A 15,387-nucleotide genomic window follows, 5' to 3' on the forward strand; every position below is an offset into this window, starting at 1 on the left:
TTTTTATGTTGACGTCGTTGATTCGCCCATTCTTCATGGATTGCCAGTGCATGCTGCGGTTATTTTGCGTGATCCACCTTCCCGCTGCCTCCGCCTTGCAGCACCCGCCTGTAGTCGCTGGGCGCCCAGCCCGTATCCTGCTTGAACAGCTTCGAGAAGTAGGAATAGTTGGCGTATCCGACCTTCGCCGCAATCTGATACACGGACAACGGCGTCGATTCCAACAGATGTTTGGCCGCCCGGATGCGGGCCTGAATGATATAAGTGCCTAAAGATACGCCCGTTTCTTTCTTAAAGACGCGGGCCAAATAATCCGGGTTCAGAAAGACGATTTCCGCCAGGGTCGTTCGCGTCAGCTCCTCCCCGTAATGGCACCCGATATAATGCTTGATTTCCTCCACCACGGTATGGGAATGGCCGGCGTAAGCGTGATATTCGGCTGCCGTGCGGACGAGATACGCCATGTATTTTTCCATGTCTTCAATCGAGTTTAACGACTGCAGAAATAACTGATCATTGGTTTTGCCGGTATATAGCTTATGAGCCTGAATCTCTTTGCCCTTCAGGTAGGAGTATACGAGCTGCACCATATCCAAGCGGAATAAACGCAGTACCGAAGCGCTGTGGACGCCGCTCTTGGCCAAATTCTGCAGGTACCGGCGAGTTTCTTCGAGAAAGGCGGCCGGGTTGTTTTCGGCAAGCAGCGCCTCCCAGTCTTGGAGCGGGGGAGGGGTATACGCGGCTTCTTGCAGCGAATGCCGTTCCAGAAACATGATCTGGTTGCGCTTCTTGATCATGTCCTCGTTCATTTGCAGCAGGTCCCGTATGGATTTGTTGATCCCCTCCAAAGCCGCCGAAACCGATACGTTGCAGCACGCATCGCTCCGAAGGAACCGGTTGGCTTTCTCGATGAAGGACGTGCAGATGGATTCAATGACTGCGGTATCCGGAGGATGATTCCATTTCAGCATGACCATCCATTCGTAATCCCTATACTCCATGACGGTCTCGACCGTAAAGAGCGGATCCTGGAACAATTCGGACAGCACGTTGAGAAACGCGTAATCAAACAGGTCCTTGTCTTCTTTGCCCAAGCTTTGATCATACGGAAAGATCGTGATCAGCAGGGGGAGAAACAGATCCGACAACGCATAGGACAGATTCTGCTCCGCGATATACCCGGCGATGGCCGCCCGGTCCGACGAAGCTTTTTTTTCCTTGATCAGCTTGCTCCAGAAGTGCTCTTGCAGCTTTCTTTGGTTTTTCTTCCACAGCTGCCCGTCCTGTATCGCCTCCTGATCGCTTTGCTGTTCCTTAGCTTTGTACACGGCCTTGGAGATGATGAGGCTGAGCTTATCGAATTCAATCGGCTTCAGGAAATAGTCGAAGCTTTGCAGCTCAATCGCTTTCTGCGCATAGTTGAAATCGGCGTAATTGGTCAGGAAAATCGTCTGTATGCCGTATTGTTCCTCGCGTATCCAGGCGAGAAGCTCCAGTCCGCTGCCCTGCGGCATTTCGATGTCGCAAATGAGGATCTGAACGGAATGACTCTGCAGAATCTCCCTTGCCTGCGCCACGCTGTATGCGGTATGGACTTGTTCGATCAAGAGTGCCTTCCAATCAATCTTCTTCTCCAGCGCGGCCACGACAAAATAATCGTCATCAACCAGCAATACATTCATCGAATGTCTCCTCTCCTTTCCTGCAATGGCTGGGGCAGCGTTAGTGCGACGCTGGCACCGCCGCCTTCCGGGTTCGAAAATTCCACCTGCGCCCGATGATGGTAGAGCAGCTCCAGCCGCTGAAGGGTGTTCATGATCCCGATGTGTTTCCCTTCGCTTTGATCCAGCGGCCTGCCGTTTGCCAGCTTATCCAATACGTCTTCCGGAAAGCCGGGACCGGTATCGGAGATCCGGATGACCGCATAAGGCTTATCGTCCTCCACCCGCAAACTGACGGTCAGGCGAATTTGCAGCACCTGATCTCTGGATACGGCGTATTTCACCGCGTTTTCAATAAAGGTCTGGAGCACCAGGGGGGGAATCGTGAGGCCGGCAAGCTCTTGTTCATACCCGATATGATAAGAAAAGGCATCGCGGTAGCGGTGCTTCTGAATCTCCAGATAAATCCGGACGTGCTCGATTTCGTCCTCAAGCCGCACGAGGTTATCGCCGCTCTGAAAGATGTAACGAAAATATTTGGACGTGGACAGCGACATATATTCGATTTCCTTAAACATTTGCATTTGCGCCATGCTGTAGATGTTCGTCAGGCAATTCAGGAAAAAGTGGGGGTTGATCTGCAGCTTCATATAATCGAGCTGGATTCTTTGCTTCTCGAGCTCCTGCTCGTAAATATCGATTTTAAACTTCTTGATCTGTTCGATCAGGTGTTTGAATTGGGAGTTCACCTGCTCGAGCTCGATGATCTCGCTGCTCATGAAATCCAGATTTTCGCTATCCTCGTGGATGCGCCTTACGTTTTCCGAGAAATTCTGAATCGGCTTCAACACCTTCTTCTTGAAATACAGCATGACCACACTGAGCGTGCAAGTGAGCAGCACGAACAGCAGCATAATGAGCAGCTGGGCGATCATGATGGTCTCGAACACGCCGAACTGGATGACCAGCTGCACGTTGAAGGAGGCATTCGAGAATCCCTCCGTGACCGTAGTCCGCGGCTGTGACAGGCTGAACAAGGAAGCCTTGGCTCCTTCGAGCGGCTTGGCCCCCGCTTCGCCGGCACCTGGGCTCGTAAGGGCGGCTCCTTGGGCATCCACCAGAGAGACGAACCCGTCCTCGCCCAAATCCAGTTCCTGGAGCGGCCGGACCAGGTCATCTGCGGAGATGAGGCAGATCAAGTAACGGTTGTGATAGGGCACGATGTTGATGACGTAGTGCGTGTCCTGCACAAGGATCGGGTTCCAGTTCGAGTAGAACGTTTCGTATACGTTTTTGGAATCCGTGAGGGAGACGATCTGTTCCTTCAGTTCCTGGAACTCCGTATACGACAGGGACATGGGGGCATAGTTCTGGAAGAAATCCTGATCTTTTAAATAGAAGAAGAAGTTGTATTCTTGCCCATAGTTTTTTTGAAGCTCATTAAACCGTTTATGCACTCTTTCGCTCGACTTAATGTAATCCACGTAATCGGTGCCGGGGGTATCCATGATCTTGACGCTTTCGTCGTTCGCGAGCGTCCAGCCCATATAATGGTTGATATACGAGAAGTCATGATTGATCTGCCGGATGTACAGATTCGCCGTATCCTGCAAATAGCGGGTGGATTGCTGCTTCACGATGAAGATGGAGGCGAAGCTGATCACCAGATCCACCACCAGGGCAAAGATCGATATGAAGAGCATGATTTTCACATAGTGACGGATGGGATAAGGCTTGTTATTCAGTGCTTTAACCATAGGGATGCCGTGATTCCTTTCAGTTCGCTTATATTATGAAAGCGTTTTTATATCGGTAAGGATATTATAAATGGAAACGTCGAAAAAAACAGGAGCGAACGCTCGGGCATTTTCCATAAAGTCCGGATAACACATCGGAAAGTCCGAATACCGGCATGTTTGAGCGGAGGACGCGGGGACGGCGGCGAAATGGACAAGGCAAAGGTCCGGATAGCGCATCATGAGGTCCAAATCATGACGCCGGATCGCAGTATACTGAAATTGCTTACGTGACATACCGGATTCACGACGACGCGAACAGAAAGGGGAATCGATTTGAAAGCAGGCCAACTGAATAGAACCACACATCCAACCCTCGGGCGGATCAGAAAGAATTGGGGCCTGTATTTGCTGCTGCTGCCTGCGGTAGTGCTGGTTTTGTTGTTTTCTTACGTGCCGATGTACGGCATTTTGATCGCATTCAAGGACTACAGTCCCGCTCTCGGGATTATGGACAGCCCCTGGGCCGGCCTGAAGTATTTCGAGAAGTTTTTTAACTCCTATCAATTCTCGACCACCATAACGAATACGCTGGTCATCAGCTTATACAGCGTTGCGACGTTCCCGATTCCGATCATGCTGGCCTTGATGGTCAATCAAATGCGCCAGAATTGGTTCAAGCGCTTCTTCCAGACCGTAACCTACATGCCGCATTTTATATCGACGGTCGTGATGGTGGGACTCATGCTGATTCTGTTCTCGCCGGGCTCGGGATTGATCGGGAATATCTTCCGGCTCTTCGGTGCACAAGCGCCGAATCTGATGGGATCGGCCGGCTTGTTCAGCAGCGTGTACGTATGGTCGGATGTGTGGCAGCATACGGGCTGGGACAGCATTATCTATATTGCGGCGTTGTCTGCGGTGAGCCCCAGCTTGTACGAGGCGGCCACCATGGACGGGGCAAGCAGATGGCAAAAAATCCGGTTCATCGACATCCCGATGCTGATGCCAACGGTCGTAACGCTGCTTATTTTGCGGATCGGGAGCTTGCTTGGCGTCGGCTTCGAGAAGGTTTATCTCATGCAAAACAGTCTCAATATAACCTCCAGCGAGGTCATCTCCACGTATGTGTACAAAATCGGGATGCTGAGCAGCCAATACAGCTTCTCGTCGGCCATCAATTTGTTTAATACGGTCATCAATTTTGTTCTGCTGATTCTGGTCAACCAGATTTCGAAAAAATACAGCGAAAACAGTTTGTGGTAACGCAAGAGAGGAAGGGTTCTATGGGCGTAGTGGAAGTAAGAGAGAAGACGGGGGGGCGGCAGAGGAATACCCGATCTTCCGACAGGGTGCTGGAAATCGGCCTGTATGTATTCGCCGTCTTGATGCTGATCGTGCTGATTTATCCGCTGTACTTCATCATCATCGCTTCGTTCAGCGAGCCGGCAGCGGTCGCGAATGGACAGGTATGGCTGTGGCCTAAGGATTTTACGCTGGCAGGCTATCAAGAATTGCTGAAGCACTCTAATATATGGATTGGGTACCGGAATACGATTGTGTATACGATCGTGGGTACAGCCATCGGCCTGGTGGTTAACATATCCGCAGCTTACGCGCTGTCCCGCAAAGACCTCGTGGGCCGCAAGTATATATCGCTGCTCTTTATATTTACGATGTTCTTTAACGGCGGCTTGATTCCGACCTTCATGACGATCCGCGATTTCCAGCTGTACGATACGTTTCTTGTCATGGTGCTGCCGTTCTCGGTTGCCGCCTTCAACATCATCGTGGCGCGGACCTTTTTCCAGAGCAGCATCCCGGAGGATTTATGGGAGGCGGCACAGCTGGATGGCTGCGGAAATCTCCGATATTTCGTGACCATCGTGATTCCGCTTTCGAAAGCGGTCATCTCGGTCATCGCCTTATGGACGGCCGTGGGTCATTGGAATTCTTATTTCAACGCCCTGATCTATTTAAAAGATTCGAATCTGTACCCGCTGCAGCTCATACTGCGCAATATTCTGGTCACCAACCAGATGCAGTCCGCAATGGGTACCGGGGAAGCCGCGGCCATTGCGCTGCGTCTGGCCAATATTATGCGTTATGCGGTCATTATCGTCGCCACGGTGCCGATCATGTGCGTCTACCCGTTTGTGCAAAAGTATTTCAATCAGGGGGTGATGATCGGAGCCGTCAAGTCGTAACACCGCGATGGATTGATGAAAAATAAGTATTGGGGGAATGGTGGAATGGGAACAAACAATGCAAAGAGGAGACATCGCCTCAAGCTGGCTGCCGTCATCATATTGACCGCAATCCTGCTGTTGAACCTGGCGGGCTGCAGCGGCGGCAAGAAGGAGGACGCCAAGTCGGATGCCGAAGCCGCTTTTAACAAAGAAGGCCTGCCGATCGTGAATGAACCGATTACGCTGGACGTGCTGACCGTTCGCTGGGGCAACATGGGGGATACGTTCCTCCAGAACCAGTGGCTCAAGGATTTGGAGAAGGAGACCAACGTCAAAATCAATTGGCAGATCATGTCCTCCAATGATTGGGGCGAGCAAAAATCGATCATGCTGGCGAGCGGTACGCTGCCGGATATCATTTTCGGGGATATCGTATTCAGCGATTCCGATATCGTCAACAACCTGTCGTATTTCCGTCCGCTCGACGACTACATCGATCAATACATGCCGAACCTGAAGGCGGCGCTGGAAGAAACGCCCGAGATGAAAAAGATGAGCACCTTCCCGGACGGGAAAATCTATTCCTTGCCGGCGCGGCTGCCGTCAAGGCCGAAAGCATCGATCCAGCCGATCATCAACAAAGCCTGGCTGGATCAGCTCGGACTGGACGTTCCGGACAACACGGACGAATTGTATAACGTATTCAAAGCGTTCAAAGAAGGGGATCCGAACGGCAACGGCAAGGCCGACGAAATTCCGGTCAGCGGATCGGGGAACATCAGCATCGATTTGCTGAATCCGTTCGGCATCACCGACATCAACGGAAACAGCATGATGGTCATCGATAACGAGCCCGTGTTCTATCCGGTGACGGAGAACTACAAAGAAGCGATCAAGTGGGCCCATAAGCTGTACGCCGAAGGCCTCATAGACCAAGAGATCTTCACGCAGGACAGCACCATGTCCACGGCAAAACATCAGAACCCGGATGCGGCGCTGATCGGTTTCTCCAACCAATGGGTACCGGACGCGGTATTCGGAAAATGGAAGGATCAATACATCGCGATTCCATCCATTGCCGGTCCTGACGGAAAACGGTACCAGGGCGGCGAGCCTGAGGGCATGAGCCTGCGCAGAAACGAGTTTCTCATCACCACGTCGAACAAGCATCCGGAAATTTCGGCCCGCTGGGCGGATCAGTTCTACACCAATGAAGCAAGCATCCAGAACTTCTGGGGAGCCATCGGCACGGTGATTCAGAAGAACGACGACGGCACGTTTACGCTCATGAGTCCGCCGGAGGGAACGAGTGCGGATGCCTGGTACTGGGAGCAATCCGTAAGGGATTTCGGTCCCAAGTACGTAAGCCCGAGCTTCGAGAAAAACATCATATTGGATGAGACCACGGGCGATGGCTTGAAGCTGGTCATCGACAAGCTGGGCAGCGATTACGTGACGACGCCGTTCCCGAACGTCATGTACAGCGCCGAAGAATTCCAGGAGCTGCCTACGCTGACTACGGATATCGATGGCTTTGTCGGCACGACCCGCGCAAAATGGATATCCGAAGGCAATATCGATGCGGAATGGGACGCGTACGTCAAGAAGCTGAACGATATGGGACTGGAGCGGCTGGTACAGATCCGCAAGGAAGCCTATCAGCGGTATATCAGCGTCAAATAAGGATTGACGGCAAGCGTCATGAGCTGCCCCGCAGATCGAAATGCTGCGGGGCAGCGTGATTTTGACATGGGATGAAAAAGGATTGTGATCAGTATTCATGTATCAGACTTCAACGGAGAAGGCGGAATCATATTGGAGAAGCGAAGCGGTCCCCTTTGTCCCCGGATTTTTACCATATAACAAAGCGCAAAAAAATCTGGGGGCAACAGGGATCGTAAGTATGATCCGCATTCGAAGTGATGATTAAGCTTTTATTGAATCGACTTCTAGGGAACTCAGGAGGCAGCAATCATGGGAAACATCAAAGTCACGGTATGGAATGAATACCGGCATGAGAGACATAATGAACAGGTAGCCGGCATATATCCGAATGGGATTCATCGTGCGATAGCGGATCATCTCGAACAGGTGGAAGGTTTGGAAGTAGCCACCGCCGTACTGGATGAGCCGGATCACGGATTGACCGATGAGCGATTGGCGAACACGGATGTACTGCTGTGGTGGGGCCATCTGGCACATGACGAGGTCCGCGACGACATCGTCGAGAAGGTTCGGCAGCGGGTGCTGGACGGCATGGGATTGATCGTTCTGCATTCCGGTCACGGATCCAAAATCTTCTCCAGGCTCCTTGGCACGAACACCGGGATGCTGAAGTGGCGCGACGACGGCGAGATCGAGCGTTTATGGATCGTTGAACCGAGCCATCCGATTGCACGTGGACTGAGTGAATATATCGAGATTCCGCGGGAAGAAATGTATGGAGAGCGGTTCGAAATTCCGGCGCCGGATGAGCTTGTGTTCGTCTCCTGGTTTGAAGGCGGCGAAGTGTTTCGAAGCGGGTGTTGTTACAGGCGCGGCAGAGGGAAGCTGTTTTATTTCCGTCCGGGCCACGAAATGTTTCCGGTCTACCACCAGCCCGAAATTCTGCAGGTGATTACCAATGGCGTGTTCTGGGCCGCTCCAGTTGAAGGAGCTAAAACGGCTTACGGGCGGGTGGCGCCCATCGCTCCTGTCGCACAATCCTAATGAGAGACCTAATATGAGGAGTGTTCTAACGATGAATAAATTTCGAATCGGCTTAATCGGTTTGGGCGGGATGGCGCAGGAGCACATCCGCTGGATGAATGCAGAGAAAGTCTATCAGTTTGTGGCCGTGAGCGACGTCAACGGGGAAGCGGTGGCCAGAGTAGGCGATCAGCTGGGGATCGAGGACGGGAAACGCTATGCGGATTTCAAGGATTTAATTGATGATCCTGACGTCGATGCCGTCATTTCGGTCACGCCCAACAACGTGCACGCTGATATCATCAGCGCATGCTTGCAAGCCGGCAAGCCTTTTTTGGCGGAAAAACCATTCACGCGAGTCTTCGAAGAAGCCATCTCCTTGCTGGAGCTGTATGAGAAACAGCCCGTTCCCGCCATGATCGGATTTACGTACCGATATACGCCCGCTTTTCGTTATGCCAGGGAACTTATCCGTACGGGCAAGCTGGGTACTATCCGTCATTTCTCCATTCAGTATTTGCAGGGGTTTGGCGTGCCGAACCAGCAGGTTCCCTACATGTGGAGATACAACAAAGCCATCACGGGGACGGGAACGCTGGGAGATCTCGGTTCGCATATGATTGATATGGCCCGTTTTCTGTTTGGAGAGTTCGAAGAAATGACGGCCCAGCTACATACCATCATCCCGGAACGCCGGGACCCGGTGACGGGAGCCATGGCCAAGATCGAGGTCGATGATTTTGCCAGCTTCCAGGCCCGGATGGAGGGTGATATTATGGGCGTATTCCAGACGTCACGCAATGCATTCGGTTCAGGCAATCAGCATGAAGTGTCCATTTATGGCGACCACGGCACGGTCCACGCGAGCACATTGGATCCGGAGCGGGTGGTGTGGATTCGCGAAGAAGAGCCCGGGCAGCTCGCCAGAACGGCAATGGAAGTGCCGCAGCATTGCAAAGTCAAGCAGTATGCCGATTTTGCCGCGATATTGCGGGGAGCGCCTGCCGACGGAGTGCCCGGGTTTATGGACGGCTACCGGAATCAAGAAGTGCTGGATGCGGTCGTCAGGTCAAGCGAGACCAGAACGGTGGTTGAGCTGGGCAAATCCATCGGCCGACGGATTCAGAGTTTGTCATAACGTTTTGCCCATCCAAATATAGAGCGCCATCAAACTGAACAGAAACAGGCAGAAGTTAACGCCCACAAACAATCCGCGTTTAACGGGCGAGCGATGGAACTGAAAAGGGGTACGCAGTTCCCCCGTGCCTTCGATCAGGAACAGGATCAGCACCGTGTGAATGATCATATGGCCGATCACTTCTTTGTAACCGAATACAAGGCTTGTCATAATAAAAATGCCGGATACCAGCAGTGCCGTGAACCGGTTCATGATGCCTACGATGAATGCCCATGCCAGTCCGATTTCAACAAAAGCGCTAATCATGACAAAATGCTCAATGGTAAAACCGAAGGTAGGAAGTCCATAGCTGCCCATAACCGTGCAAGCGAGCTCGGGAATGGTCAGCTTTTCCATGGCAAGCCAAGCGAGGGACATGCCTGTGCATATATACAAGACCGGGGCTGCCGATCTTTTGATGGGAGTGCCGCACACAAACAGGTAATAAACAATGCCGAGATAAAGCAAATAATCGATGGAATGAAAAAGACCGTAGGATAAGGACGCCTGAATATAGAGCAGGAATAGGATGGCGCCGCTCACCGGCAAGGTGCGTTTATAGAGAAGGCACGCTGCGGCTGCGGACAGGCCGAGGATGATCCACATGGAATTGGTTCGGAATTCGGGGGCGAGGTAAGAGCCGCTCAGAAGCTGCAGCACAAGCCCGATGGCCAGCCCAATACGCAGAATCACCTCGGTGTGGGGCCCAAGCCTGTGCAGCCATCCGTGGATTCGCACGACGGGCCGCATCTTTCCCAAGGGATCGTGTAATGCGCATGTGAGCAACAAGATCAGCAATGTAAACGCTAACCAAAATAGGAACGTCAGCGTAACGATACGGGGAAAGGGCAGAGGGACCCATTCGAAATTGTCCGTGAACCATTTGACATGAATATAGATGTTGCTAATCTTGGAGAAATGCATTACCATTCAATAAGTTCCTCCCTTAACCAACTCTAGTCACCTAACCAAGATAATACATATTTAACTAAAAAAGTATATTGGTGGATGAATATATCCCTGATAATGATAATATTATCCCTTAGCGAGCATACCTGGGCAGCGTCTGATTTTACAGGCATAACAAACAAGCCGATCCTACCGGATCGGCTTGTTTGTTATGCAACTATTCAATATACAGCTAGCATTTTCAGGCTGATAAAGTTCAAGGGGGTTTATCTGATTTCATGAGGTCGGACTCCTTCATCAAACGGTTTGCTATAATGATGGGAGTAAACGGCTTAAGTAAGGGAAAAGGGTGAAGAAGATGAATGAAACGGAATACATAAGGGAAACACCCGCGAAGATCGGGAAAGGACAAGGAGCGGTGCTCATGCTGCAGGGCACGGCTTCGGATGTAGGCAAGAGCATCGTAACGACCGCGCTGTGCCGTATTTTTCTGCAGGATGGTTATCGCACGGCTCCATATAAGTCGCAAAATATGGCGCTTAACTCCTACGTGACGCTCGATGGCAAGGAGATCGGCAGAGCGCAGGGCGTGCAGGCCGAAGCCTGCGGCATAGCCGCAACAACGGACATGAATCCGATCCTGATCAAGCCGATTAAAGATATGCATTCCCAAATCGTGATCCACGGCGTGCCCGAAATGCAGATGAGCGCAATGGATTACCGGACGAAGTTTCTGCCGAAGGCCAAGGGGATCGTATTGGATGCGCTGGACCGGCTCCGGGAGAAGTACGATATCGTGGTCATGGAAGGCGCGGGAAGTCCGGCAGAGATCAATCTCAAGGATCGGGATATCGTGAACATGAATTTGGCAGGATGGGCGGATTCTCCGGTCATTTTGGTTGCGGATATCGACCGCGGTGGCGTGTTCGCCTCGATTGTAGGAACGCTCGAACTCCTGGAGCCCCATGAGGCGGCCAGGGTCAGAGGGTTTATCATCAACAAATTCCGCGGGGATTTGGCGCTGTTGAAGCCGGGACTGGACTGGCTTGAAGAACGGACAGGCATACCGGTGCTTGGCGTCCTTCCTTACATTCAGGACATGCGAATCGAGGCCGAGGATTCCGTAGTGCTGGATGAGCTTCAATATCAAAGACAGGAAAAACGCGACCTTGATATTGTCGTTATCCGGTATCCGCGCATTTCGAATTTTACGGATTTTGATGCGCTTCGCTGGGAGCGGGATGTCGTCGTTCGCTTCGTCCAATCGGTGGATGAGCTCGGCACGCCGGACGTCATCATTTTGCCCGGTACGAAGGATACGATCAGCGATTTGGGGTTCATTCGGGATCGGGGCCTGGCGGATGCGATATTAAGGTTGACGCAGACGCGGGATGTGCAGCTGGTTGGCATCTGCGGAGGATATCAAATGCTGGGCGAGCGGTTGTCGGATCCGCATGCGGTGGAAGGCAGCGCCCGGGAAGCGGCGGGACTTGGACTGCTGCCGATGCGGACGGCTTTTTCAAAGCAAAAAAAGACCGTTCGCGTAAGAGGGGAATTGTCACAGGAACATCCTCTGAAGCTCGTTTTATCGGATACGAAGGCTATTTCGGCAATAGGGGCCTACGAAATCCATATGGGCGTCACCGAAAGGAGCACGGAGCCTGGCGGATCAGAACACCGAACGTTGTTTTCGATTGAAGCAGATTCGGCGGATTCTTTGGAAGCCGGAGAAGATATTCAAGCACATCCTGAAGGTTTAGCCACCGCCGATGGACGCATCTGGGGGTGTTATCTGCACGGCTTGTTTGACAACGATGCCTTTCGCAGGTCCTGGCTGAACGGCATTCGGGTAAATAAGGGACTGGATGCCATTTGTGAAACGTTCCAAGCGGAAGAACGCAAACTCGCAGAATACGACCGTGTGGCGGACATCGTGCGGAATCATGTGGATATGGAGAAGATTTATGAAATCATCGGCTGTACGCACCGAAAGCCATAAGGAATAGATCCTTTAGTTTGGGCGATAGTGAAGAATAGGAGGATAACACCATGCGGCGGCATGGTGTTATTTGCGTGGAGAGCGCAAATGGATCAGGTGCTATTTTAGAAAAAAGTTGATTAATTATAGGATAGGGGGGTATACTAATTACAGAAACGGATGATAAGTCATCTTACAGCATATCCAATGAATGGAGTGATAGCGCATGTTGAATAAGAAGGGTACTGTGCTAACCTTAACGAGCATACTTGCAATTGGATTAATGACATCATGCGGTAATGCGAAGCAGGCCCCGGATACAGGCGGCCACGGCCACGGCGGGAACCATAATCAGGAAACCGTAAATCCGGAAGAGAACGGGCACAGTGGGCACGGAGGCGGGCATGAGACGGCCTCGAACAACTACCAGGCTGAATTTACATGGAATGAACCGGCAAGCGCAGGCACCGAAACAGAGTTAACGATACAGATTACGGACAACAACGGTGGACCCGTCCAGGAATTTGATGTCAATCATGAGAAGCTGCTGCATCTGATCATCGTGAATCGCGATTTGTCATTTTTCAACCATATCCATCCCGATTACAAGGAGAACGGCGAGTTTACCGTGAACACCACGTTTCCCGCCGGCGGCGAATATAAATTGATTGCGGATTTCGTGCCGAAGGGCGCTGGAGGGAGCACGCTCAGCGAATGGGTTCAGGTGGAGGGAGAAGAAGGAGAACCTTCGGCCATTGAGCCTGACTCCAGCCTGATCAAACAAGTCAACGGCAAGGAAATCGAACTGAGCCTGAACAATGCCTTATCGAATGAAGAGGTCGTGCTCACCTATCATATTCAGGATGCGCAGACGAAGCAGGGAATCAGCAATCTGGAGCCTTACCTAGGCGCGGTCGGTCATGTTGTCATTCTGTCCGCAGACGCCGAGAAGTACATCCATGTGCATCCTCTTGACGAATCGAGCACCGGTCCCAATGCGGAGTTTGCGACTACCTTTCCGCATAGCGGCATCTACAAAATCTGGGGACAATTTCAGCATCAAGGTGAAGTGATGACCGTGCCTTTTGTTGTTGAAATCAAATAATTTTTGTTTGAGGAGTGATCGACATAACAGAGCCATTGAAAATCTACACCATACCCACTTGCAGCGATTGCCATCATGCCAAGCGTTACTTCAAGGAGCAGCAGGTTCCGTACACGGAATATGATTGCACGCAGAATCCCGAATATCCGGAAGAAGTGAGACGTCTGACGGGAAAACAGATCGTGCCTACGATCGTTATCGGCGACAACGTATTTATCGGATTTGCCGATAACTTTCAGGAAATCAGGGAATTGATTAAATAAGCTAGGTTCATGGATATAAAAAAATGAAGCATGGATCGGTCCTCGCCGGATGATCCATGCTTCTTTTTTATGGAGGATAAAGAATCGCTTCGCATGAGTTACCAAAGTTCGACGCAGGTCAGGTCGTACGTCGTCGCCAGTTCCTGCCGATGCCGATAATAGCTCTCTTCTTCCTGTTAAGACGATGGACGCTTACGGATCAGCTCAATCACGCTGGCGAAGTCGTCCCCGCCATAACCTTCCTCTACCCGTCGTTTCATCAGTTCGAAGATCGGCGCGAATGTTTCGGCGCTGACGCCTTGTACCCTGCTGACCTCCCCGATGGTGTCATGAGCGGCTTGCATCGCCAGACTCGCATCCTTGGCGGAATAATCTCCGGTATCGATCTGATTTGCCATCTCCGGCATGGTGAAGATCATGGCTTGCAGAAACGGAATCAGCAGCGTTGTCGTGAAATCCGCTGCCTTCGTGCCCTCGGAGCCCGCAAGCGCCACGGCATGGATGAAGCCGCCGAACATGCCGTACATGCCGCTTAGCAGTGCCAGGTCATTCAGTGGAGCGAGAGCAGGATCGGAGCCTAAATAGTGACTAGTCCCTAAGCGTTCTAAGACCTGTTTATATGTTTCGTAAGCAGTTTGAGAACCGCTGTAGAGTATGACGGCATGAGGCGTGGCGATCAGGGAAGGCACGGCCATGATGCCGCCATCCAGATATTCGGCGCCCTGGGTTCTCATCCAGGTCCCCATCGTGCGGGCCTCTTCGGGAGTGCCGGTTGTCAGATTTACGACAACCTTGCCGGAAAGCTTCTCCCTCATGGGTTCAAGAATATGGCGGGCGGCATCATAATCAAGTACGCATACAATCAAGAGGGGACTGGCGGCGATGGCATCCGCGATGTCCGTAGTGCCGGAGGCACCCAAGCCTACAAGTTCAGCGGCTTTTTCAGGCGTGCGGTTCCAGACGGTGGTGACATATCCGTTGTTCACGAAGGTGCGGGCCAGTTTGGAGCCCATGGCGCCTAATCCGATTACGGTTACCGGACCAAGGATAGAGCCGTCCGCCTGCGCATCGTAAGGATGATTACCATTAGAAAATCTCTTTGGATTTGTATTCATCGGTATAACCCCTTTCTGGGTTTGGGATGATACCCATCCTAAAGTATGACACTAGTGATAATGTCAAGAGAGACGATGATCATGAAAATGGATGCTACACCTTATAAAACGTAAATAATCAGGCATTGCGCGTCTAGAATGTTCGTTTTCAAGAGTTTTTTAATGGTAATTCGAAGGTGTAAATAATCAGTAGCGATGTTATTATATGGATTGTGTCTTTTTGCAGCAAATTTTTCGTCCAAGCGCCGATAGCCCATCATAGATTTTTGAAACGATTCCCAATATAATGCGTAACAATACTCACTGCTTTAAATGGAAGGGGTTGTCATCATGGATTATGGAATGAACGTTATTTTGTTTGAAAAAAGACCGGACGGTGAGCTGGTGCAGATTGAAGAGCGGGCATGGACGATGAACATGGTCGCTGCGCTGGAGCACGTGAATTATATCGTTGCGGGCGGCAGGGAATATGAAACGATCGAAGGCAGATTAAACGTGGACACGGGCAAACTGGAGCTTCTGCTCGTTCCGATGCGGAACGATTAATTCTGTCCGAAAGGAGACAT

General features: G+C 51.6%; 13 protein-coding genes. 9 read left to right on the plus strand and 4 right to left on the minus strand.

Annotation, left to right across the window (positions count from 1 at the left end; all coding sequences use genetic code 11):
- Positions 1 to 59: 59 nt before the first annotated feature.
- Positions 60 to 1,682 carry a response regulator gene (locus MHH82_RS10465; protein WP_340965551.1) on the minus strand — a complete coding sequence of 541 codons (1,623 nt, stop codon included), beginning with the start codon at positions 1,680 to 1,682 and terminating at the stop codon, positions 60 to 62.
- Positions 1,679 to 3,418 carry a sensor histidine kinase gene (locus MHH82_RS10470; protein ID WP_340965553.1) on the minus strand — a complete coding sequence of 580 codons (1,740 nt, stop codon included), beginning with the start codon at positions 3,416 to 3,418 and terminating at the stop codon, positions 1,679 to 1,681. Before MHH82_RS10470 ends, MHH82_RS10465 begins: the two co-directional genes overlap by 4 nt.
- Positions 3,419 to 3,733: 315 nt before the next feature.
- Between MHH82_RS10470 and MHH82_RS10475 the strand changes: the two genes are divergently transcribed.
- The 5 genes from MHH82_RS10475 (at position 3,734) to MHH82_RS10495 (ending at position 9,412) form a co-directional block, all read left to right on the plus strand.
- On the plus strand, positions 3,734 to 4,663 hold the full coding sequence (locus MHH82_RS10475; protein WP_009592560.1) for an ABC transporter permease: 930 nt from the start codon (positions 3,734 to 3,736) through the stop codon (positions 4,661 to 4,663).
- A gap of 20 nt (positions 4,664 to 4,683) precedes the next feature.
- Positions 4,684 to 5,604, plus strand: a complete 921-nt coding sequence (locus tag MHH82_RS10480) for a carbohydrate ABC transporter permease (protein WP_340965554.1) — start codon at positions 4,684 to 4,686, stop codon at positions 5,602 to 5,604.
- A 45-nt stretch (positions 5,605 to 5,649) separates the two neighbouring features.
- Positions 5,650 to 7,269, plus strand: coding sequence for an extracellular solute-binding protein (locus tag MHH82_RS10485; protein WP_340965556.1), 1,620 nt, complete (start codon positions 5,650 to 5,652; stop codon positions 7,267 to 7,269).
- A 291-nt stretch (positions 7,270 to 7,560) separates the two neighbouring features.
- The gene (locus MHH82_RS10490; RefSeq protein WP_015734387.1) at positions 7,561 to 8,295 is read left to right on the plus strand and encodes a ThuA domain-containing protein; all 735 of its coding nucleotides are present in this window, start codon (positions 7,561 to 7,563) and stop codon (positions 8,293 to 8,295) included.
- A gap of 31 nt (positions 8,296 to 8,326) precedes the next feature.
- Complete coding sequence (locus tag MHH82_RS10495; RefSeq protein ID WP_340965560.1) at positions 8,327 to 9,412, plus strand: Gfo/Idh/MocA family protein; 1,086 nt, start codon at positions 8,327 to 8,329, stop codon at positions 9,410 to 9,412.
- Here the strand turns inward: MHH82_RS10495 and MHH82_RS10500 are convergent.
- Entirely contained in the window at positions 9,407 to 10,381 is a 975-nt protein-coding gene (locus MHH82_RS10500; RefSeq protein ID WP_015734389.1) for a hypothetical protein, read from the minus strand. The genes MHH82_RS10495 and MHH82_RS10500 overlap by 6 nt on opposite strands.
- Positions 10,382 to 10,718: 337 nt before the next feature.
- On the opposite strand from MHH82_RS10500, the gene MHH82_RS10505 reads away from it, so the two are divergent.
- The 3 genes from MHH82_RS10505 to MHH82_RS10515 all read left to right on the plus strand — a co-directional run bounded on the left by MHH82_RS10505 (position 10,719) and on the right by MHH82_RS10515 (position 13,706).
- On the plus strand, positions 10,719 to 12,359 hold the full coding sequence (locus MHH82_RS10505; RefSeq protein WP_251493839.1) for a cobyric acid synthase: 1,641 nt from the start codon (positions 10,719 to 10,721) through the stop codon (positions 12,357 to 12,359).
- A gap of 205 nt (positions 12,360 to 12,564) precedes the next feature.
- Positions 12,565 to 13,443, plus strand: coding sequence for a hypothetical protein (locus MHH82_RS10510; protein WP_251493842.1), 879 nt, complete (start codon positions 12,565 to 12,567; stop codon positions 13,441 to 13,443).
- Positions 13,444 to 13,457: 14 nt separating this feature from the next.
- On the plus strand, positions 13,458 to 13,706 hold the full coding sequence (locus MHH82_RS10515; RefSeq protein ID WP_015734392.1) for a glutaredoxin family protein: 249 nt from the start codon (positions 13,458 to 13,460) through the stop codon (positions 13,704 to 13,706).
- A gap of 176 nt (positions 13,707 to 13,882) precedes the next feature.
- Here MHH82_RS10515 and MHH82_RS10520 read toward each other — a convergent pair whose 3' ends face one another.
- The gene (locus MHH82_RS10520; protein WP_036665786.1) at positions 13,883 to 14,821 is read right to left on the minus strand and encodes an NAD(P)-dependent oxidoreductase; all 939 of its coding nucleotides are present in this window, start codon (positions 14,819 to 14,821) and stop codon (positions 13,883 to 13,885) included.
- 330 nt (positions 14,822 to 15,151) lie between these two features.
- Here MHH82_RS10520 and MHH82_RS10525 point away from each other — a divergent pair, with 330 nt between their 5' ends.
- Positions 15,152 to 15,367 carry a hypothetical protein gene (locus MHH82_RS10525; protein WP_015734394.1) on the plus strand — a complete coding sequence of 72 codons (216 nt, stop codon included), beginning with the start codon at positions 15,152 to 15,154 and terminating at the stop codon, positions 15,365 to 15,367.
- The last annotated feature ends 20 nt before the right edge of the window (positions 15,368 to 15,387 follow it).

Source organism: Bacillus sp. FSL K6-6540 (genome assembly GCF_038007545.1).

Bases quoted from the DNA above. Each gene is read 5' to 3' on its own strand.
- MHH82_RS10465 (WP_340965551.1), bottom strand. From the start codon at position 1,682: ATGAATGTATTGCTGGTTGATGACGATTATTTTGTCGTGGCCGCGCTG.
- MHH82_RS10470 (WP_340965553.1), bottom strand. From the start codon at position 3,418: ATGGTTAAAGCACTGAATAACAAGCCTTATCCCATCCGTCACTATGTG.
- MHH82_RS10480 (WP_340965554.1), top strand. From the start codon at position 4,684: ATGGGCGTAGTGGAAGTAAGAGAGAAGACGGGGGGGCGGCAGAGGAAT.
- MHH82_RS10485 (WP_340965556.1), top strand. From the start codon at position 5,650: ATGGGAACAAACAATGCAAAGAGGAGACATCGCCTCAAGCTGGCTGCC.
- MHH82_RS10490 (WP_015734387.1), top strand. From the start codon at position 7,561: ATGGGAAACATCAAAGTCACGGTATGGAATGAATACCGGCATGAGAGA.
- MHH82_RS10495 (WP_340965560.1), top strand. From the start codon at position 8,327: ATGAATAAATTTCGAATCGGCTTAATCGGTTTGGGCGGGATGGCGCAG.
- MHH82_RS10500 (WP_015734389.1), bottom strand. From the start codon at position 10,381: ATGGTAATGCATTTCTCCAAGATTAGCAACATCTATATTCATGTCAAA.
- MHH82_RS10505 (WP_251493839.1), top strand. From the start codon at position 10,719: ATGAATGAAACGGAATACATAAGGGAAACACCCGCGAAGATCGGGAAA.
- MHH82_RS10510 (WP_251493842.1), top strand. From the start codon at position 12,565: ATGTTGAATAAGAAGGGTACTGTGCTAACCTTAACGAGCATACTTGCA.
- MHH82_RS10520 (WP_036665786.1), bottom strand. From the start codon at position 14,821: ATGAATACAAATCCAAAGAGATTTTCTAATGGTAATCATCCTTACGAT.
- MHH82_RS10525 (WP_015734394.1), top strand. From the start codon at position 15,152: ATGGATTATGGAATGAACGTTATTTTGTTTGAAAAAAGACCGGACGGT.